This window comes from Flagellimonas okinawensis (assembly GCF_029194005.1).
Classification (GTDB): domain Bacteria; phylum Bacteroidota; class Bacteroidia; order Flavobacteriales; family Flavobacteriaceae; genus Flagellimonas; species Flagellimonas okinawensis.
Genome location: NZ_JARFVA010000001.1, coordinates 81,301 through 98,907 on the forward strand (window position 1 = coordinate 81,301; position 17,607 = coordinate 98,907).

The 17,607-nt window shown below is 39.8% G+C and carries 21 protein-coding genes; 16 read left to right on the plus strand and 5 right to left on the minus strand.

What is annotated here, in order from left to right; translation table 11 throughout:
- Nucleotides 1-26 precede the first annotated feature (26 nt).
- The 12 genes from hisG (at nucleotide 27) to PY091_RS00450 (ending at nucleotide 10,745) form a co-directional block, all read left to right on the plus strand.
- The gene (hisG, locus tag PY091_RS00395) at nucleotides 27-884 is read left to right on the plus strand and encodes an ATP phosphoribosyltransferase (protein WP_275647785.1); all 858 of its coding nucleotides are present in this window, start codon (nucleotides 27-29) and stop codon (nucleotides 882-884) included.
- A complete protein-coding gene (gene hisD, locus PY091_RS00400; RefSeq protein WP_275647786.1) occupies nucleotides 884-2,167 on the plus strand; it encodes a histidinol dehydrogenase in 1,284 nt (427 codons plus the stop codon). Before hisG ends, hisD begins: the two co-directional genes overlap by 1 nt.
- Nucleotides 2,167-3,213 carry a histidinol-phosphate transaminase gene (hisC, locus tag PY091_RS00405; RefSeq protein WP_275647787.1) on the plus strand — a complete coding sequence of 349 codons (1,047 nt, stop codon included), beginning with the start codon at nucleotides 2,167-2,169 and terminating at the stop codon, nucleotides 3,211-3,213. The genes hisD and hisC overlap by 1 nt, the downstream gene beginning before the upstream one ends.
- A complete protein-coding gene (gene hisB, locus PY091_RS00410; protein WP_275647788.1) occupies nucleotides 3,213-4,349 on the plus strand; it encodes a bifunctional histidinol-phosphatase/imidazoleglycerol-phosphate dehydratase HisB in 1,137 nt (378 codons plus the stop codon). Before hisC ends, hisB begins: the two co-directional genes overlap by 1 nt.
- 81 nt (nucleotides 4,350-4,430) lie before the next feature.
- Nucleotides 4,431-5,012 (plus strand): imidazole glycerol phosphate synthase subunit HisH, encoded by a 582-nt coding sequence (hisH, locus tag PY091_RS00415; RefSeq protein ID WP_275647789.1) that lies wholly within the window; start codon nucleotides 4,431-4,433, stop codon nucleotides 5,010-5,012.
- 1 nt (nucleotide 5,013) lies between these two features.
- A complete protein-coding gene (gene hisA, locus PY091_RS00420; RefSeq protein ID WP_275647790.1) occupies nucleotides 5,014-5,745 on the plus strand; it encodes a 1-(5-phosphoribosyl)-5-[(5-phosphoribosylamino)methylideneamino]imidazole-4-carboxamide isomerase in 732 nt (243 codons plus the stop codon).
- On the plus strand, nucleotides 5,738-6,253 hold the full coding sequence (locus tag PY091_RS00425; RefSeq protein WP_275647791.1) for a DinB family protein: 516 nt from the start codon (nucleotides 5,738-5,740) through the stop codon (nucleotides 6,251-6,253). Before hisA ends, PY091_RS00425 begins: the two co-directional genes overlap by 8 nt.
- A 40-nt stretch (nucleotides 6,254-6,293) precedes the next feature.
- On the plus strand, nucleotides 6,294-6,575 hold the full coding sequence (locus PY091_RS00430) for a GIY-YIG nuclease family protein (protein WP_275647792.1): 282 nt from the start codon (nucleotides 6,294-6,296) through the stop codon (nucleotides 6,573-6,575).
- A gap of 110 nt (nucleotides 6,576-6,685) precedes the next feature.
- Nucleotides 6,686-7,441 carry an imidazole glycerol phosphate synthase subunit HisF gene (hisF, locus tag PY091_RS00435; RefSeq protein WP_275647793.1) on the plus strand — a complete coding sequence of 252 codons (756 nt, stop codon included), beginning with the start codon at nucleotides 6,686-6,688 and terminating at the stop codon, nucleotides 7,439-7,441.
- Between the two features lie 2 nt (nucleotides 7,442-7,443).
- Nucleotides 7,444-8,040: a bifunctional phosphoribosyl-AMP cyclohydrolase/phosphoribosyl-ATP diphosphatase HisIE gene (gene hisIE, locus PY091_RS00440; protein ID WP_275647794.1), complete on the plus strand. Its 597-nt coding sequence runs from the start codon at nucleotides 7,444-7,446 to the stop codon at nucleotides 8,038-8,040.
- Nucleotides 8,041-8,103: 63 nt separating this feature from the next.
- Complete coding sequence (locus PY091_RS00445; protein ID WP_275647795.1) at nucleotides 8,104-9,267, plus strand: vWA domain-containing protein; 1,164 nt, start codon at nucleotides 8,104-8,106, stop codon at nucleotides 9,265-9,267.
- A gap of 8 nt (nucleotides 9,268-9,275) precedes the next feature.
- Nucleotides 9,276-10,745 carry a magnesium chelatase gene (locus PY091_RS00450; RefSeq protein ID WP_275647796.1) on the plus strand — a complete coding sequence of 490 codons (1,470 nt, stop codon included), beginning with the start codon at nucleotides 9,276-9,278 and terminating at the stop codon, nucleotides 10,743-10,745.
- A gap of 3 nt (nucleotides 10,746-10,748) precedes the next feature.
- Here PY091_RS00450 and PY091_RS00455 read toward each other — a convergent pair whose 3' ends face one another.
- From PY091_RS00455 to epsC, 3 genes are all read right to left on the minus strand, one after another.
- Nucleotides 10,749-11,231, minus strand: coding sequence for a hypothetical protein (locus PY091_RS00455; protein WP_275647797.1), 483 nt, complete (start codon nucleotides 11,229-11,231; stop codon nucleotides 10,749-10,751).
- Nucleotides 11,232-11,378: 147 nt separating this feature from the next.
- On the minus strand, nucleotides 11,379-12,263 hold the full coding sequence (gene cysM / locus PY091_RS00460; RefSeq protein WP_275647798.1) for a cysteine synthase CysM: 885 nt from the start codon (nucleotides 12,261-12,263) through the stop codon (nucleotides 11,379-11,381).
- Complete coding sequence (gene epsC / locus PY091_RS00465; RefSeq protein ID WP_275647799.1) at nucleotides 12,256-13,047, minus strand: serine O-acetyltransferase EpsC; 792 nt, start codon at nucleotides 13,045-13,047, stop codon at nucleotides 12,256-12,258. The genes cysM and epsC overlap by 8 nt, the downstream gene beginning before the upstream one ends.
- Nucleotides 13,048-13,139: 92 nt before the next feature.
- On the opposite strand from epsC, the gene PY091_RS00470 reads away from it, so the two are divergent.
- The gene (locus PY091_RS00470) at nucleotides 13,140-13,823 is read left to right on the plus strand and encodes a DUF2461 domain-containing protein (protein WP_275647800.1); all 684 of its coding nucleotides are present in this window, start codon (nucleotides 13,140-13,142) and stop codon (nucleotides 13,821-13,823) included.
- Here PY091_RS00470 and PY091_RS00475 read toward each other — a convergent pair.
- Entirely contained in the window at nucleotides 13,809-14,222 is a 414-nt protein-coding gene (locus PY091_RS00475) for a glyoxalase (RefSeq protein WP_275647801.1), read from the minus strand. The genes PY091_RS00470 and PY091_RS00475 overlap by 15 nt on opposite strands.
- Before the next feature lie 378 nt (nucleotides 14,223-14,600).
- On the opposite strand from PY091_RS00475, the gene PY091_RS00480 reads away from it, so the two are divergent.
- Nucleotides 14,601-15,020 carry an acyl-CoA thioesterase gene (locus tag PY091_RS00480; protein ID WP_275647802.1) on the plus strand — a complete coding sequence of 140 codons (420 nt, stop codon included), beginning with the start codon at nucleotides 14,601-14,603 and terminating at the stop codon, nucleotides 15,018-15,020.
- Here PY091_RS00480 and PY091_RS00485 read toward each other — a convergent pair.
- A complete protein-coding gene (locus tag PY091_RS00485; protein ID WP_275647803.1) occupies nucleotides 15,017-16,300 on the minus strand; it encodes a dipeptidase in 1,284 nt (427 codons plus the stop codon). The two genes, PY091_RS00480 and PY091_RS00485, sit on opposite strands and share 4 nt — an antisense overlap.
- Nucleotides 16,301-16,428: 128 nt before the next feature.
- Here PY091_RS00485 and PY091_RS00490 point away from each other — a divergent pair, with 128 nt between their 5' ends.
- Nucleotides 16,429-17,211, plus strand: a complete 783-nt coding sequence (locus tag PY091_RS00490; protein WP_275647804.1) for a hypothetical protein — start codon at nucleotides 16,429-16,431, stop codon at nucleotides 17,209-17,211.
- Nucleotides 17,212-17,224: 13 nt separating this feature from the next.
- Complete coding sequence (locus tag PY091_RS00495; RefSeq protein ID WP_275647805.1) at nucleotides 17,225-17,581, plus strand: hypothetical protein; 357 nt, start codon at nucleotides 17,225-17,227, stop codon at nucleotides 17,579-17,581.
- Nucleotides 17,582-17,607: the final 26 nt, after the last annotated feature.

Here is a 17,607-nt window from a genome sequence, read left to right on the forward strand (position 1 = left end):
GGTTTTTCAGACAAAACGATTGAAAAATGACAAAAATTAGAATTGCTGTCCAAAAAAGCGGCCGTTTAAATGAGGATTCTTTAGCCATTTTAAAAGACTGTGGTATATCCATCGACAACGGAAAGGACCAATTAAAGGCTACCTCACGCAATTTTCCTTTAGAAGTATTTTATTTACGGAATGGTGATATACCTCAATATCTTCGTGATGGGGTAGTGGATATTGCCATTATTGGGGAAAATGTGCTCATTGAAAAAGGCAAGGATATATCCATTGCAGAACGATTGGGTTTCTCCAAATGCCGCGTTTCACTGGCCGTTCCAAAAGGAGTGAACTATAGTTCCATCAAGGATTTTGAGGGAAAAAAGATAGCCACTTCGTACCCGAATACAGTGAAAGAGTATTTGGCTTCAAAAGGGGTGGCTGCTGACCTGCACATCATCAATGGTTCAGTGGAGATTGCCCCCAACATTGGTTTGGCTTATGGAATTTGTGACATTGTTTCCAGTGGCAGTACCCTTTTTAAAAACAACCTCAAAGAAGTGGAGGTTATGTTGAAAAGTGAGGCTGTTTTGGCCGTATCGCCTTCTATTTCAGAAGAGCGAAAAGAATTATTAAAGAAAATCCAGTTCAGGATCAAGTCGGTTTTACAAGCGAGACAGAACAAATACGTGTTGATGAACGCTCCGAACGACAAGTTGAATGAAATCATTTCGATTCTTCCAGGAATGAGGAGCCCCACGGTTTTGCCCTTGGCCGAGGAGGGTTGGAGTTCAGTACACACCGTGATCAATCGAGAAACTTTTTGGGAGGTGATCGATGAACTAAAGGAAGCTGGTGCAGAAGGGATATTAGTTTGCCCGATTGAAAAAATGGTACTGTAATGCAACGAATCAATTATCCACAACCTAAGGAATGGGACGAAATCTTAAAGCGTCCCACCCAGACTGTATCCGATATCGAGGCGATTGTCTACAGTATATTTAAAGAGGTGGAGGCCGATGGTGATACAGTCATCAAAAAATATACAACCCAATTTGATAAAGTGACGTTGGATTCCCTTGTTGTATCCGAAAGTGAAATTGAACAGGCGAGCAATTCTGTTTCTGATGCTCTAAAACAGGCTATCAACCTTGCTAAATCCAATATTGAAAAGTTTCACGCTGCGCAGAAAACATCAAAAGTTGCAGTGGAAACACTGCCAGGTGTGGAGTGTTGGCAGGAAAAACGCCCTATTCAAAAAGTGGGATTGTACATTCCGGGTGGCACAGCACCTCTGTTCTCAACCATTTTGATGTTGGCCATTCCGGCAAAACTAGCTGGGTGTAAAGAAATTGTGCTTTGCAGCCCTCCTGATAAAAATGGTGAAATCAATTCAGCAATTTTATATGCTGCCCAAATATGCGGCGTAACGCAAATATTCAAGGTCGGAGGAATTCAGGCTATCGCAGGGATGACCTTTGGTACGGAGAGCATTCCGAAAGTGTACAAAATTTTTGGTCCGGGCAACCAATACGTTACTGTTGCAAAGCAATTGGCGACTAAATACAACGTGGCCATTGATATGCCCGCAGGCCCTAGTGAGTTATTGGTAGCTGCTGATGATACGGCCAACCCTGCTTTTGTTGCTTCAGATTTATTAAGTCAGGCCGAGCATGGTGTGGACAGTCAAGTTATATTGGTCTCCACATCGGAAAAATTAATTGAAGCTATTGGAACAGAAATAGAAAATCAGATTCAACAATTACCTAGAAAGGATATTGCCCGTAAATCCATAGGCAACAGTAGGTTGATTTTGGTAAAAGATGATAAAGAAGCCATGGCCCTCATAAACGAATATGGTCCGGAACACTTTATCGTTTGTGTGGAAAACGAGAACTTTTATCTCGAGAACATCCAAAATGCCGGTTCCGTTTTTATTGGTAATTACACTCCAGAAAGTGCAGGGGATTATGCTTCTGGAACTAATCACACCTTGCCCACTAACGGTTACGCCAAACAATACAGTGGTGTAAATCTGGATAGTTTTATGAAAAGCATGACCTTTCAAAAAATATCCGAAAAGGGTATCAAAGGTATTGGAACTGCTATTGAGTTGATGGCCGAAGCGGAAGGACTGCAAGCACATAAAAATGCAGTAACCTTGAGATTAAAAAGTTTGAAATAATGGAGGGGTTTGATTTAAATAGATTGATCAGAGAATCGGTTAGCAAGCTGCAACCATACTCTTCGGCACGTGACGAATATGTTTCCGATGGTTCTGAAATGATATTTTTGGACGCCAACGAAAACCCTTTCGATAATGGGGTCAACCGTTATCCAGACCCATATCAGCGTAGTTTAAAATCGCTGTTGGCAGAGCAGAAAGGTGTATCTGAAAATCAAATATTACTCGGGAATGGGAGTGACGAAGTACTGGATTTGATTTACCGGGTTTTTTGCGAACCGAATAAAGACAATATCATCACTTTACCGCCTACCTACGGCATGTATAAGGTGTTGGCAGGAATCAATGCGGTGGAGAATAAGGAAGTTCTTCTAACTGCTGATTTTGAGCCGAATGTGGATGAAATTCTAAAATTTATTGACGCCAATTCAAAGTTGCTTTTTATTTGTTCTCCTAACAATCCCACTGGAAATTCCTTTAAAAAGGATAGGATTGAAAAACTATTAAAGTCGTTCAATGGACTAGTGGTGATTGACGAAGCATACATCGATTTCTCGAAAGATGAGAGTTGGTTGTCACAACTAAACAACTATCCCAACTTGATTTTGACTCAAACTTTGTCAAAAGCCTATGGATTGGCAGGAATACGGTTGGGCATATGCTATGCTTCCGAAGAAATTATTAGTGTTTTAAATAAGATTAAACCGCCGTATAATGTCAACCAACTGACACAGCAACGTGCATTACAACGGGTTTTGAACCAAGATTTGGTGAATCAGGAAGTAAAACAGATTCTAGAAGAGAGAACCGAGTTGATTAAAGCATTGGACAGTTTAGAATTTGTTTCAGAATTATATCCAACCGATGCCAACTTTGTATTGGCCAAAGTGGATGATGCCAATAAGCGCTACCAACAACTGTTGGAAAAACAAGTGGTAGTGCGAAACCGAAGTACACAGCCGCTCTGTGAAAGCACTCTACGATTTACGGTGGGTACACCAGAAGAGAATAAAAAATTGATAGCCATTTTAAAAGAATTGAACTAATGGGCAAAAAAGTACTATTCATTGATCGTGATGGAACCATCATCAAGGAAACTGCGGACGAGCAGATAGATTCCTTTGAAAAGATGATTTTTTATCCCAAGGCATTTACGTATTTAGGAAAAATTGCCAAAGAATTGGATTATGAATTGGTAATGATTACCAACCAAGATGGGTTGGGCACCGATATTTTTCCAGAAGACACCTTTTGGCCCGTGCACAACTTCATCATCAAATCCTTTGAAAATGAAGGTGTAGTATTTGATAATGTTTTTATCGACAGGACATTTCCAAAAGATAATTCGGATACCCGTAAACCGGGTACAGGAATGTTGACTTCTTATTTTTCCGATGAATATGATTTGACAAATTCATTTGTGATTGGTGATAGGTTAACCGATGTGGAATTGGCCAAAAATCTTGGTGCCAAAGGTATTTTTATTAATGACGAAACTCATTTAGGTACTGGAGAAACCACAGTAAAACACGAAGAACTGGAGGACTACATTGCCCTTGAAAGCAACGATTGGGAAAAAATCTACGAGTTCTTAAAATTAGAGAATCGTATTGCTGAAATATCCCGGAAAACCAACGAGACCGATATTCAAATAAAAATCAACCTCGATGGTACTGGAAAAAGTGATATCAATACAGGTTTAGCTTTTTTTGACCATATGTTGGACCAATTGGCCAGACACGGGCAAATGGACTTGGATATCAAAGTAGATGGTGATCTGGAGGTGGACGAACATCATACCATTGAAGATACCGCCATTGCTTTGGGCGAACTGTTTTCTAAAGCCCTCGGCAACAAACTGGGTATAGAACGCTATGGGTTTGCTTTACCTATGGATGATTGTTTAGCACAGGTTGCCATTGATTTCGGCGGCCGAAATTGGTTGGTATGGGATACCGAATTCAAGCGTGAAAAAGTGGGGGATATGCCAACGGAAATGTTTATGCACTTTTTTAAATCGTTTACCGATGGTGCCAAGGCCAATTTGAATATAAAAGCGGAAGGCACCAATGAACATCATAAAATTGAGGCGATATTCAAGGCCTTTGCCAAGTCCATTAAAATGGCAGTGAAACGAGATGCAGAAAAAATGGTGTTGCCATCAACTAAAGGAATGCTATAAAAAATGTCATTTTGAAAGAGCTTGTGACTGAAAAATCTAGATTTCTCGCTATGCTCGAAATGACAAAAAGACGAAACATTAATGAAGATTATAATAATCGATTACGGTGCTGGAAATATTCAAAGCATCATGTTTGCCATAAAACGGCTAGGTTTCGAAGCTATTTTGAGTCATGATGCCGATGAAATCCGCAATGCGGATAAAGTAATTTTTCCTGGTGTAGGGGAGGCCAGTTCAGCCATGACGAAATTAAGGGCCACAGGGTTGGACAAAGTAATTCCAACCTTAAAACAACCTGTTTTGGGTATTTGTTTGGGCATGCAGCTCATGTGTCACTCATCCGAAGAGGGGAATACCGAAGGTCTGGGCATTTTTGATTTGGATGTGGTGAAATTCTCCAATGCAGTCAAAGTCCCTCAAATTGGATGGAACCAAATCTCTAATTTAAAAAGTGAGCTGTTTACCAATATTCCTGAGAAATCCCACATCTATTTAGTGCACAGTTTTTATGCGCCGATTGGAGTGGAAACCATTGCTACATCTGAATATGATGTGGAATACAGTGCCGCTTTGCAGAAAGATAATTTTTATGGGGTACAATTCCACCCCGAAAAGAGCAGTGAGGTAGGTAGTGAAATCCTGCAAAACTTCTTAAACTTATAACATGAGAATCATTCCAGCCATAGATATTATTGACGGGAAATGTGTTCGTCTTTCCAAAGGCGACTACAGTACCAAAAAAGTCTACAACGAAAATCCATTGGAGGTGGCCAAGGAGTTTGAAGCTCATGGTATTCAGCATTTGCATTTGGTGGATTTGGACGGTGCTAAATCCAAACATATTGTCAATTACAAAGTGTTGGAGTCCATCGCCTTAAAAACAGGTTTACAAATTGACTTTGGTGGTGGATTAAAATCAGGAGATGACCTGCACATTGCTTTTGAAAGCGGAGCGCACCAAATTACCGGTGGAAGCATTGCAGTAAAGGATAAGGATACGTTTTTGGGCTGGTTGTCTACATACGGGGCAAGAAAAATTATTCTTGGCGCCGACGCCAACAATGAAAAAATAGCCGTTTCTGGATGGCAAGAAGAATCGGATTTGGAATTGATTCCTTTTGTTCAACAATATCAATCAGAAGGAATCGAATACGTGATATGCACGGACATCAGTAAGGATGGCATGTTGCAAGGTCCTGCATTTGACTTGTATCAAAAAATGTTATCCGAAACCAAAAAAGGCTTAAATTTAATTGCCAGTGGTGGAATCTCCACTTTTGACGAACTCCCCAAACTTGCCGAGATTGGTTGTGAAGGCACAATCATAGGAAAAGCCATTTATGAAGGCAAAATCAGTTTAAAACAATTGGAACATTATATTCTAGAAAATGGATAAAGAACGAGAACTCCAGGAAGAATTGGTTTGGAACGCAGGCTATAGAATGAAAGAATGTCTGCGAATGATCAAGATTTGTTTAGATCAGTTGACAGAAGAGCAAGTTTGGCAAAAACCAAATGAATCGACCAACAGTATAGCAAACCTTATTCTTCATTTGTGTGGGAATATTACCCAATATGGAATTGCTTCAATCCAAGATTTGGAAGATGAGCGTAAACGGGATGAAGAATTTTCAATTGAATCGGGTTATACGAAGTCAGAACTCATAAAAAAATTGGAAGACACCATATCCGATGCAAAAAGAGCATTTTACGACGCTCCTCTAAAGGAGCTTTTGCGTAAAAGAAATGTTCAGGGCTTCAACTTTTCCGGTGTGGGCAACATTATTCATGTTACGGAGCATTTATCTTACCACACAGGTCAAATTGCCTTGTATACCAAATTGTTGAACAACCAAGATCTGGGTTTTTATTCCGGTGTAAACTTGAATGTTAAGAATGAATAACTAAAAGATGTCATGCTGAACTCGTTTCAGCATCTCACCAATGCAAGAAAGTTTTGTTTACATAATGACAAACAAGTATAGAACGACATTTTATATTGGTGTAACATCAAATCTAAAGAAAAGAATTGTAGAACATTATGATGGAGCGGGTTCAAAGTTTACAACAAAATATCAGTTGACGGATTTAGTGTATTTTGAAACTTATACAGATATCAACCAAGCCATAAAAAGAGAAAAACAAATAAAAAATTGGCGTCACGATTGGAAAATTAACTTGATTAAAGAACTAAATCCAACTTTAGAAACGCTTGATTATGGATAACGAACGTCATGCTGAACTCGTTTCAGCATCTCATCAATATGACCTGTGAGACCCTGAAACAAGTTCAGGGTGACGGCAATCCTTAAGTGATGGCTCAATAAAAAAGAGAAATGCTTACAAAAAGAATCATACCCTGTCTGGATATTAAAAACGGGCGCACCGTAAAAGGAATCAACTTTGTTGACCTTCGTGACGCAGGAGATCCTGTGGAACTGGCATCCATTTATGCCAAAGAAGGCGCAGACGAATTGGTGTTTTTGGATATTTCCGCCACCGAGGAGAAAAGAAAGACTCTGGCCGAACTGGTCTATCACGTAGCTGAGACCATCAATATCCCTTTTACAGTTGGAGGAGGTATTTCGTCTGTGGAAGATGTGGACATTCTTCTTAAAAATGGTGCTGATAAGGTTTCCATCAACTCATCAGCAGTAAAAAGGCCTGAATTGATTAATGAATTGGTGTCCAAATTCGGTTCACAATGTATCGTTGTGGCGATTGATGCTAAACAGATTGATGGACAATGGAAAGTCCATTTGGTTGGAGGGAAGGTTCCCACTGAACTGGACCTTTTTGAATGGGCCAAGGAAGTAGAGAAGCGAGGAGCAGGGGAAATTTTGTTCACTTCCATGGACCACGATGGTACCAAGAATGGCTTCGCAAACAAGGCGCTGGCTGAATTATCTAAGTTGGTCAATATTCCTGTGATTGCCTCCGGTGGAGCTGGTACCATCTCTCATTTTTCCGATACATTTAAGGATGGAAAGGCTGATGCCGCTTTGGCTGCCAGTGTTTTTCATTTTAAGGAAATCGAAATCAATGCACTTAAACAAGAATTAAAGGAAGAAGGAATTCCTGTAAGATTATAATAATGCAAATAGACTTCAATAAAAATTCGGACGGACTTGTGCCAGCCATTGTACAAGATGCTAACACCAAAAATGTATTGATGCTGGGCTACATGAACCAGGAAGCGTTTGAAAAAACCAAAGAAACCCAAAAAGTCACATTTTATAGCCGAACCAAACAGCGGTTATGGACCAAAGGCGAGGAAAGCGGTAACTTTTTAAACCTTGTCGACATGCAGATAGACTGCGATAACGATACGCTTTTGGTAAAAGTAAATCCCGTTGGCCCTACCTGTCATAAGGGAACCGACACCTGCTGGGCTGAGGAAAATGTTCAAGGCTATGGTTTTTTATCAACTCTGGAAGGAGTCATAGAATCCAGAAAGAATGACCAAGAGAACCCCGATAGTTATGTAGCTTCCTTATTCCGAAAAGGTATCAATAAAATTGCTCAAAAAGTAGGCGAAGAGGCTGTAGAAACAGTTATAGAGGCCAAAGACGATAACGAAGAACTCTTCTTGAACGAGAGTGCAGACTTATTGTTCCACTACTTGATTCTTTTACAAGCCAAAGGCTATACACTGGATGATATTGCTCAAGTACTCGAAAAACGCCATTAAACAAATCCGTTAAGTTTTTTCTAAACGTTTAGCCTTTACAGTGAAATGCCGTAAATTTATGTGATGGCTATGAACACAAGAAAAGGGTTTCGTTTTACCAATTACGAGGCGCCGGACCAAACTCCGTTCGAAAAACTCTTTGAGATTTTTCAGGAACTTGTTACGCACACTTCGGGTGATGTGGAGGAAGCACTGGATTGGCTCCGTGAATTGGACAAGGAATACGAGCTTACCGACGATGATTACACTATTGATGATTTTATAGAAGACCTCAAGGCCAAAGGATATATCCGTGAGGAATTTGACATGGATGGTCCACAAGGTGGCGAGAGCGAAGAAGGCGATGAGAATGGTGGAGGTGGAACTCTTTCCGTTACTGCCAAGTTAGAACGCATGCTTCGTCAAAGGGCCTTGGACCAAATTTTCGGAAAAATTAAACGGAGTGGTTCGGGGAACCACAAAACGGGCAAATCTGGCAAAGGTGATGAGCATACAGGTGAGTTTCGCGAATACCGTTTTGGGGATTCGTTGGAGCACATTAGTATGACGGAGAGCCTCAAAAATGCCCAGGTAAACCACGGCTTGGACAATTTTTCACTTAGCGAGGAAGACTTGGTTGTAGAAGATACCATGCACAAAGCCCAAATGAGCACCGTGCTTATGATTGATATCAGCCATAGCATGATCTTGTATGGTGAGGATAGAATCACTCCCGCCAAAAAAGTGGCGATGGCCCTTGCCGAACTCATAACGACCCGTTACCCCAAGGACACCTTGGATATTTTGGTTTTTGGAAACGATGCTTGGCCTATTCCGATAAAGGATTTACCCTATTTAAAAGTAGGTCCTTACCATACCAATACAGTAGCGGGATTGCAACTTGCGATGGACATGCTCCGAAGAAAGCGGAACACCAACAAGCAAATTTTTATGATCACGGACGGAAAACCATCATGTTTACGACTTCCGAATGGTGATTATTATAAAAATAGCGTAGGCTTGGACGAGTATATCGTGGAGAAATGCTACGCCATGGCCCAACAGGCCAGAAAACTTCATATTCCCATTACAACCTTTATGATTGCAGAAGACCCATATCTGATGCAATTTGTACGTGAATTTACCAAAGCCAACAAAGGAAAAGCCTTTTACACAGGGCTTAAAGGTTTGGGCGAAATGATTTTTGAAGACTACGAACAAAACAGAAAACGAAGAATTAAAGGATAACACAACATATGAAATTGGATCACACCAACATTAAAACCCTCGGTGAACTTAAAGCCGCGGGATATACAAGCAAAAGCATAAAAGACGAACTCAGGGATAACCTTTTGGAAAAAATTTCCAAGGGAGAACAAGTGTTCGAAGGTGTTTGGGGGTATGAAAATTCGGTAATCCCAGAATTGGAAAGAGCCATTTTATCTCGTCACAATATTAATTTATTAGGATTGAGAGGGCAGGCAAAAACCCGCTTGGCTCGTTTGATGGTGCAACTATTGGATGAATGGATGCCCATAGTGGAGGGCTCTGAAATCCATGATCACCCGTTGAATCCCATTTCACGATATGCTACGGAGCTTATCAAAGAAAAGGGCGATGATACTCCAATAAGCTGGGTTCACAGAAGCGAGCGTTTTTATGAAAAATTGGCCACACCCGATGTTACTGTGGCGGATTTGATAGGTGATGTAGACCCGATAAAAGCGGCCAATCTGAAGCTTTCTTATGCAGATGATCGTGTTATCCATTTTGGAATGATACCAAGGGCCAACCGCTGTATTTTTGTCATCAATGAGCTTCCTGACCTTCAAGCAAGAATTCAAGTAGCGCTATTTAATATACTGCAAGAGGGGGATATACAAATTCGAGGGTTTAAACTTCGTTTGCATTTGGATATTCAGTTTGTGTTTACTGCAAATCCAGAAGATTACACAAACAGAGGAAGCATTGTCACCCCATTAAAGGATAGAATCGGTTCACAAATTTTGACCCACTATCCGGAAAGCATCGAGATTGCGAAGAAAATAACAAAGCAAGAAGCACAGTTGGATAAACGTCAATCCGATTTCGTGTATGTACCCGAAATTGCGATGGATTTATTGGAGCAAATCAGCTTTGAAGCCCGAAATAGTGAATATGTGGATGCCAAAAGTGGGGTAAGTGCCCGTATGAGCATAACTGCTTTTGAAAACTTATTGAGTACCGCTGAGCGCAGGGCCATTGTTGCTGGTGATAAGAAGACCGCTGTTCGTTTAAGTGATTTTATGGGCGTTGTGCCATCCATTACAGGTAAAATTGAATTGGTATACGAAGGAGAGCAGGAGGGAGCAGGTTCGGTTGCAGAGAATTTGATTGAAGATGCCGCTAAATCATTATTTCCAAATTACTTTCCTAAAATAGACAAGCTTCAGCGTAAAGAAGAAGAGAACGAATATGATGAATTGGTGAGTTGGTTCTTTGATGGTGAGGGCTTTGATTTGCTGGACGACGAAAAAGAGGAAGAATACAAATCTAAATTGGATTCCATTGGTCCGTTGAACAATTTAATCAAAGAATATCAACCGGAAGCATCAAAAGAGGATGCGTATTTCCTAAAAGAATTGGTGCTTTGGGGATTGGTGGCCCACAAAAAGTTAAGCAAGCATCGTTTTCAACAAGGCTATCAATTCAAAGATTTGTACGGTAGCTATATTAGAGGACTGTAGCTTTTAATGCCAGACATTTAGATTGTCGTTGTAGTTCTCAAAATTGTATTCGCCAATATATCTTTTTCTAAGCCAAAAGGTATACAGCGTTAAAATTGGTAAAATACTATAAAGTACCAATGAAAGCGTGGCCATTGGTTTAAAAGAAGATGGTATTACATGTTCGCCGTAGGTATGAATGGAATTGAGTACAGTTACGCTATCATAAATTTTGAATACATACACAATCATAATGGCATATAGTACGTACTCTATGTTTCTCATTTTTGGATCGGGAAGCTCATCTTCGGTTATCTTGAACCATACTACATACAGGTAAATAAAATGTACGGAGGTGAGAATAGGGAATATGTAGTTATCGGGTTTCAGAAAATAAAACTGATCTGTATAAACACCGTAAAAGCTTAATACAATTAAAGTTAGCAACACAGCTACACTAGCAAGGATGTTTCTTTTCCAAGTAATAATTTTTGACAGCGTATTCATATCGATTGAAGATTTGGGACGTTATTCAACATAAAGAACGGGCTTTTTAAATGTCTATTTCAAAGAAATCGATGACCCGTAAATAATGTTGGATAATCCGAAAAATCCGACATGAAAGTCGTGAAAAGTGTTATGAAAACGATTCGTCTAATCAAACAAATCTGACGATAAATAACGATCACCTCTGTCGCACACAATTGAGACAATAACCCCGCTTTCCATAGTTTCTGCTAAACGTAGTGCCACTGTTGCAGCACCACCACTACTCATACCAGAGAAAATACCTTCTTCTTTGGCCAATTTTTTGGCCATCTCAGTCGCTTCTTGCTCGCTGACCTCCATAACGGTATCTACCTTGTCTGGGTTGAAGATTTTTGGCAGATACTCTTTGGGCCATTTGCGTATACCCGGTATTTTGGAATTATCAGTGGGTTGCACACCTACAATTTCCACCTTGGGATTTTGCTCCTTCAAATAAGTGGAAGTCCCCATAATGGTTCCTGTAGTACCCATACTTGACACAAAATGGGTTATTTGGCCGTCGGTGTCTCTCCAAATTTCAGGGCCTGTTGTTTTATAATGGGCTTTCCAGTTATCATCGTTGGCAAATTGGTTCAACATTTTAAAACCATCTCCTTTTACCTTGGCTTCCGCATAATCGCGAGCTCCTTCGATACCTACATCTGCAGGTGTTAAGGTAACTTTAGCGCCATAAGCACGCATGGTCTGCACACGTTCTTTGGTTGAGTTTTCGGGCATTACCAATTCAATGTCAAGACCAAAAAGGCCTGCGATCATAGCCAATCCAATGCCTGTGTTTCCACTGGTTGCCTCAATTAATTTAGTGTCTTTAGTAAAATCACCCCGTTCCAGACCGCTTTTAATCATATTATAGGCCGGTCTGTCCTTTACACTGCCTCCAGGATTGTTTCCTTCGAGCTTAAACAGAACTTTTACGTTGGGATTTGTATTCAATACTTTGGATTCCACCAAAGGTGTATTACCAATAAGGTCTAGGATATTGTTAGACATTTGGGGTTGTCTTTATTTTAATTTCTGGTGTATGATAAACTTTTGAATTAGGCGGAACAGAAGATGTGATCCAAGCGTTACCGCCAATTATGGAATTCTCCCCCACAACGGTTTCTCCTCCTAAAATTGTTGCATTTGCATAGATGGTCACATTGTTTTCAATAGTAGGATGTCGTTTGGTTTTTTCCAAATTCTTGGCAACATATAAAGCTCCAAGGGTCACTCCTTGATATATTTTCACATTATCATGGATAACCGCAGTTTCTCCGATTACAACACCTGTTGCGTGATCTATAAAAAAGGACTTACCGATTTTAGCACCAGGGTTAATGTCTACCCCTGTCTGTCTGTGGGCATACTCAGTCATCATTCTAGGGATCAACGGGACCCCTTCTTCATAAAGTTCGTGGGCCAAACGGTAAATGGCAATGGCGTAAAAACCAGGATAGGCCATATATATTTCTTGAATGGAAAGGGAGGCAGGGTCACAATTAAGAATTGCTTCTGCATCCAAATTCAAATTTTCAAGAATACCGGGAAGGTGGGCTATATAGTTGCCCCAAAGCTCCTCACTGGGCTTTTCCAAGTCCCAGCATGCCATATCCATTAGCTTGTTGAACTTATTTTCCAACAATTCCAAGTTTACGGCAACCGGAGTATTGGCATCAAATAAAGTGTAAAAAAGAGTATCTGTAAAATCTTCGGTTTCCTGTTTTAACCTAAAATCCAGATAAGGCAGTTTTTTGTGCCTGTTAAGTTCGGCTATTATCTTTTCCTTGTCCATACTGCTCTTTATTGTCTTAAATTTAGACAAAACCTTACCAAGCACTGGTATAAAAGGGTAACTTTAGTTTAAAAATAACATATTATCGATATATGGCCTCCAATGTTGCAATTTCCAAAGAAGTTTTTGAATTTTTAACAGCACTTAAAAACAATAACAATAAAGAATGGTTCGAAGAAAACAAGGCTACTTTTAAAAAACACCAAGGAGAAATCAAGAACTTTTTAGAGGCAGCAAAGGACCATCTGAACCATCATGATGATATAGAAAAAATGAAGCTGTTCCGGATTTATCGGGATGTACGATTCTCCAAGGACAAAACCCCATACAAAGCTCATTTTGCTGGATTCTTTTCTCGTTTAGGCGCCCACTTAAGAGGCGGATATTACATCCACATAAAACCAGGTGAATCTTTTTTAGGTGCAGGGTTTTGGGCTCCGAACAAGGAAGATCTGTTCCGTATAAGAAAAGAACTGGAAATGGATGCAGAAGAGTTTAGGGAGGTCATCAATCAAAAATCGCTAAAAACAATTTGGGGCGAACTTCAAGGGGACGAGGTTAAAACCGCACCAAAAGGATTCGATAAAGAACACCCCGATATAGATTTGATAAGAAAAAAACAGTTTGTATTTATGCGCCCTCTTACGGATGCAGAGGTGCTTTCGCCAACTTTCTTGGAAGAGGTAGACAACTCGTACAGGGCAATACGCCCTTATTTTGACCTCATGAGCGAAATCCTCACTACAAACTTAAACGGGGAATCAATTTTGGAATAATGCCTCTTCTTCCAAAAGCTGTATCTGGTCTTTTAAACGTTCGACCACCATATTCATCATTCGCTTGTTCAAAGCTGAAGAATTAGTGATATAATCCCTGTATTCCTCAACGGTAAACTGACCAATGACCATACCTTTAAGAGAGTTTCTAAATTTGATGTCCTTTTGAATCGCCCTTTCAATGTATTGCATCTTTTTCTCCAAAGAAAGTTCGTAAAAAGCTCCTTTATGCTTGTTCGCATAATTCTTGAAAGCCTCTACCAATAAATAGTTCTGGAGTTTGATCACGGGTCGAAGGGTCTGGTTCTGAAAGCGCTCATCGAAACCCATTTGGCTGTTAAAATGTGACTCTGGAATTGTGGGACGAATATCAAGTCTAGGGTCGGATTGTGAGTCCATGGTTGTGATTTTTAATAAAATTACAGAATGATCAACCCCACACTTTTAAATGTTGCAATAGTTGTCAACGATGTTATGAACAAGCCGAAAATAGCATTAATTATCTGAATTACTGAAACTTACATGCACTCGAGTAGGATTAGGGCAAGAAATAAGAAAATCCATATTCAACGATGGGACAGCTTTAAAAAATCTTTTGGAATCAAAAACGGTGCGTTTTAATCAAGTTTAAAATCTTGGACCATCAAAATTATTTAGTCGCTATAAGCGGGCCTACAAATATTTCAAATTCGTAATTCGCATTAATTAAAGAGGTTATCGATAAATTCTTTAATGGATTCCGCTAACTTTGCACTCACAATCACTAAAGTTTCAATTATGAGATTTCATTCAAGAAAATGGGTGAAGCCAGAGGATTTGAACGCCAATGGAACTCTTTTTGGAGGAAAGGTCCTTGCCTGGATAGACGAAGAAGCCGTACTATATACCATTATACAATTAGAGAACAAGAAAATCGTGACCAAGTACATGTCCGAAATTAATTTTATGAGTACTGCCCACGAAGGCGATATCATAGAAATTGGGATTGAGGTCATTAAATTCGGGGTCACCTCAATTTCACTTAATTGTGAAGTTAGAAATAAGATGACCCACGAAAGTATAGTTACGGTAGATAATATTATTATGGTAAACCTAGATGAGAACGGTAACCCGAAAGCTCATGGGAAAACCAAAATAGAGTACGTAAAGGACCGATTGGCCAAAAAGGAAAAAGAAGAGCAAAAAGCTTCTTCTTAATCCATGGATTCAGCTACGGCTTGAACCTCGTCCAATACCCTTAATAGATTTTCGCCCCATAATTTGGCTATTTCTTCTTCGGTATAACCTCTTTTTACCAATTCCAAGGTAACATTGAAGGTTTCCGAAGCGTCGGACCATCCTTCGATTCCACCACCACCATCAAAATCGGAGCTGATACCAACATGGTCGATACCTATAAGTTTTACCATATAATCAATATGGTCAACAAAATCGGATACGTTTACAGCAGGTGGTACATTAGGATCGGTCTCTGCCATTTCTTCACCAAGGCTCCTAATTTTGCGGTAATTGGCAAAAAATTCTTCGCGTTGCTCATCCGTTAAAGTTGAAAACTGGGAACGCTCGTACCAAGCTACGCCTAACGAGTCTGCCACTTTCTTATAAATTTCCGTCATGTATGCTGAACGTGCATCATTCTTTTCAGTGTTCAGATAAGAACTGAATGCCACAGTTTGGACCACACCGCCATTTTCTTTCATCATCATCAATTGTTCATCATCCAAATTTCTACTATGATCGCAAAGTGCCCTAGCAGAAGAATGCGATGCAATTATAGGCGCTTTTGTAAGTTCTATCATTTGTTTCATTGCTTCTTTGGACGGATGGGACACATCGATCATCATTCCCACTCGGTTCATTTCGGCAACAGCTTTTTTTCCAAGTTCGCTCAAACCATTATGTAGCCATATGCTATCGCCTTCCCCTGTGTTGGAGTCGCTTAACTGGCTATGGCCATTGTGGGCAAGTGACATGTAACGGGCGCCTCTTTTTTGGTATTCCTCTATTTTGGAAAGGTCTTCACCAATGGGGTAGGCATTCTCCACACCGATCATAGCTACTTTTTTGCCAGCAGCAACAATTCTTTTAACATCTTCGGAGGTAAGTGCCAGCTCGATTTGATCGGGTGCTATTTCCTCACAAAGCTTGTGGATGGCCTCAAATTTTGAGATAGCATTTTCTGATGCCTTCGCATAGCCCTCGGCAGTCAATGTATCTTGACCGGTATACACAATAAACCATGCAACATCCAAACCACCTTCGTTCATTTTGGGAAGGTTTACCTGGGTGTCCAGGTTTTGGGTATAGTTAATGCTGTCCGTAAAATTCTGCACGTTGATATCGTCGTGCGTATCAATCGTAATTACGGAATCATGGATTCTTTGGGCTTTCTCTTCCAAGGTTTCGGTTTTTTCTGGTTTTTTTTCTCCGCAGGAGATGAATAGTACTGTACTAAGGAGTAGATAAAAATATTTCATGGTTGGTTTTTTACACATACAAATAACGCAATTTGACAACAAAAACCGAATGCTACGGAACAATAAATTGTAATCCCTTGGTATAATCTACATTTTTAGAAGGATTTATAACCATTAACGCTTAAAAATTGGGAACACGAGAATTGTTAACATACCTGGAAAAACTTGAAATAGGATTAAGTTCTTTTTCTTATGAAGAATTAGGTGTTGTTGAAGCCGGAGAGCTAAAAAAATCTTTCGAAGTCTTTAAAGTTGGATTGGAAAACAAGGTTTTTGGTATCTCTGAAATGAAACAACTAGAGCGCATTTACGAAAAGGTAGGGATTCAAAGTTTGGATAACCGAACCTTTACGGAGAGTGACTCCAACAAATTTCTCTCCCTAGTTAAAGCATTGGAAAACACCACACTTACCAAAGAACAAAGGGAGCTTGTGGATGAAATAAGAAAAATGGCAGAGGAATCCCAAAAAGATGAACCTCGAAAATTTGATAATAATCGTGACACCATGTCCTCAGATTTTGAATTTATAGAGAAAAGCTTACAAGCAGGCTTTGCTGCCCAAAACATTGATCTAAAACCCGTTTTGGAAGATTGTATGGGGCAAATGGAGCTATTGGAAGTGTTGGTACGCATGTTTAAACAGAACATATTCGAATTTATCGGAAGTGCCAAAGTGAATCTTTTAAATGAAAACTTTATAGAATTGGAATTGGCCTGTCAAAAAATTATGCCCTCGTTGCGCATGATGAAAACTTATGGCCTCCTAGAAGTAACACAACAGATTTCCAGACTTTGTAAGACAGATAGGGACCTTAAGCACCTATCCTTTTTATACGATCAATTTCTTCAAGAATATCCGCGTTTACAGGATCAGATAGATTTTGAAATGGAAATGTACCGAGCAATGTAAAAACAAGAATGCCATGGCCAATAAAGAACTTCCGGAGTATTTACAAAGTATTTTTTATCCATTGTTCCAACATGCCAAGGATCTTGAATGCCGTTTAATGTTATTGGACGAGATGTTGGAAGTAGGGGACAGTAAGGAAATACCTTTTCTTTCCGAGCTTGAATCACACGAAGATCCAAAAATCAGCAACAAAGCTTTTGAAGTAAAAAGTGAGTTACATACTAAGCTGGGTATTATTTCGGAAACCGAGCGTAGAAGACTGCCTATGAACCTTTGTTTTATTTACGACGAGTTCAATATACGACCCAGCAAAGTGGACAAGGACTTGGATTTTGAAGTGCAACTGGACATTTTAAATATGAAAGAATAAAAGATTTCACCACCCAAAGTAGGTGT

What these genes read in the sequence shown, in the direction of transcription:
- epsC (WP_275647799.1), bottom strand. Translation starts at nt 13,047, where the DNA reads ATGGACAAGGAAAAGATAATAGCCGAACTTAACAGGCACAAAAAACTG.
- hisIE (WP_275647794.1), top strand. Translation starts at nt 7,444, where the DNA reads ATGCAAATAGACTTCAATAAAAATTCGGACGGACTTGTGCCAGCCATT.
- PY091_RS00450 (WP_275647796.1), top strand. Translation starts at nt 9,276, where the DNA reads ATGAAATTGGATCACACCAACATTAAAACCCTCGGTGAACTTAAAGCC.
- hisD (WP_275647786.1), top strand. Translation starts at nt 884, where the DNA reads ATGCAACGAATCAATTATCCACAACCTAAGGAATGGGACGAAATCTTA.
- PY091_RS00425 (WP_275647791.1), top strand. Translation starts at nt 5,738, where the DNA reads ATGGATAAAGAACGAGAACTCCAGGAAGAATTGGTTTGGAACGCAGGC.
- PY091_RS00445 (WP_275647795.1), top strand. Translation starts at nt 8,104, where the DNA reads ATGGCTATGAACACAAGAAAAGGGTTTCGTTTTACCAATTACGAGGCG.
- PY091_RS00470 (WP_275647800.1), top strand. Translation starts at nt 13,140, where the DNA reads ATGGCCTCCAATGTTGCAATTTCCAAAGAAGTTTTTGAATTTTTAACA.
- PY091_RS00495 (WP_275647805.1), top strand. Translation starts at nt 17,225, where the DNA reads ATGGCCAATAAAGAACTTCCGGAGTATTTACAAAGTATTTTTTATCCA.
- hisH (WP_275647789.1), top strand. Translation starts at nt 4,431, where the DNA reads ATGAAGATTATAATAATCGATTACGGTGCTGGAAATATTCAAAGCATC.
- cysM (WP_275647798.1), bottom strand. Translation starts at nt 12,263, where the DNA reads ATGTCTAACAATATCCTAGACCTTATTGGTAATACACCTTTGGTGGAA.
- PY091_RS00455 (WP_275647797.1), bottom strand. Translation starts at nt 11,231, where the DNA reads ATGAATACGCTGTCAAAAATTATTACTTGGAAAAGAAACATCCTTGCT.
- PY091_RS00480 (WP_275647802.1), top strand. Translation starts at nt 14,601, where the DNA reads ATGAGATTTCATTCAAGAAAATGGGTGAAGCCAGAGGATTTGAACGCC.
- hisC (WP_275647787.1), top strand. Translation starts at nt 2,167, where the DNA reads ATGGAGGGGTTTGATTTAAATAGATTGATCAGAGAATCGGTTAGCAAG.
- hisF (WP_275647793.1), top strand. Translation starts at nt 6,686, where the DNA reads ATGCTTACAAAAAGAATCATACCCTGTCTGGATATTAAAAACGGGCGC.
- PY091_RS00475 (WP_275647801.1), bottom strand. Translation starts at nt 14,222, where the DNA reads ATGGACTCACAATCCGACCCTAGACTTGATATTCGTCCCACAATTCCA.
- hisA (WP_275647790.1), top strand. Translation starts at nt 5,014, where the DNA reads ATGAGAATCATTCCAGCCATAGATATTATTGACGGGAAATGTGTTCGT.
- PY091_RS00430 (WP_275647792.1), top strand. Translation starts at nt 6,294, where the DNA reads ATGCAAGAAAGTTTTGTTTACATAATGACAAACAAGTATAGAACGACA.
- hisG (WP_275647785.1), top strand. Translation starts at nt 27, where the DNA reads ATGACAAAAATTAGAATTGCTGTCCAAAAAAGCGGCCGTTTAAATGAG.
- PY091_RS00485 (WP_275647803.1), bottom strand. Translation starts at nt 16,300, where the DNA reads ATGAAATATTTTTATCTACTCCTTAGTACAGTACTATTCATCTCCTGC.
- hisB (WP_275647788.1), top strand. Translation starts at nt 3,213, where the DNA reads ATGGGCAAAAAAGTACTATTCATTGATCGTGATGGAACCATCATCAAG.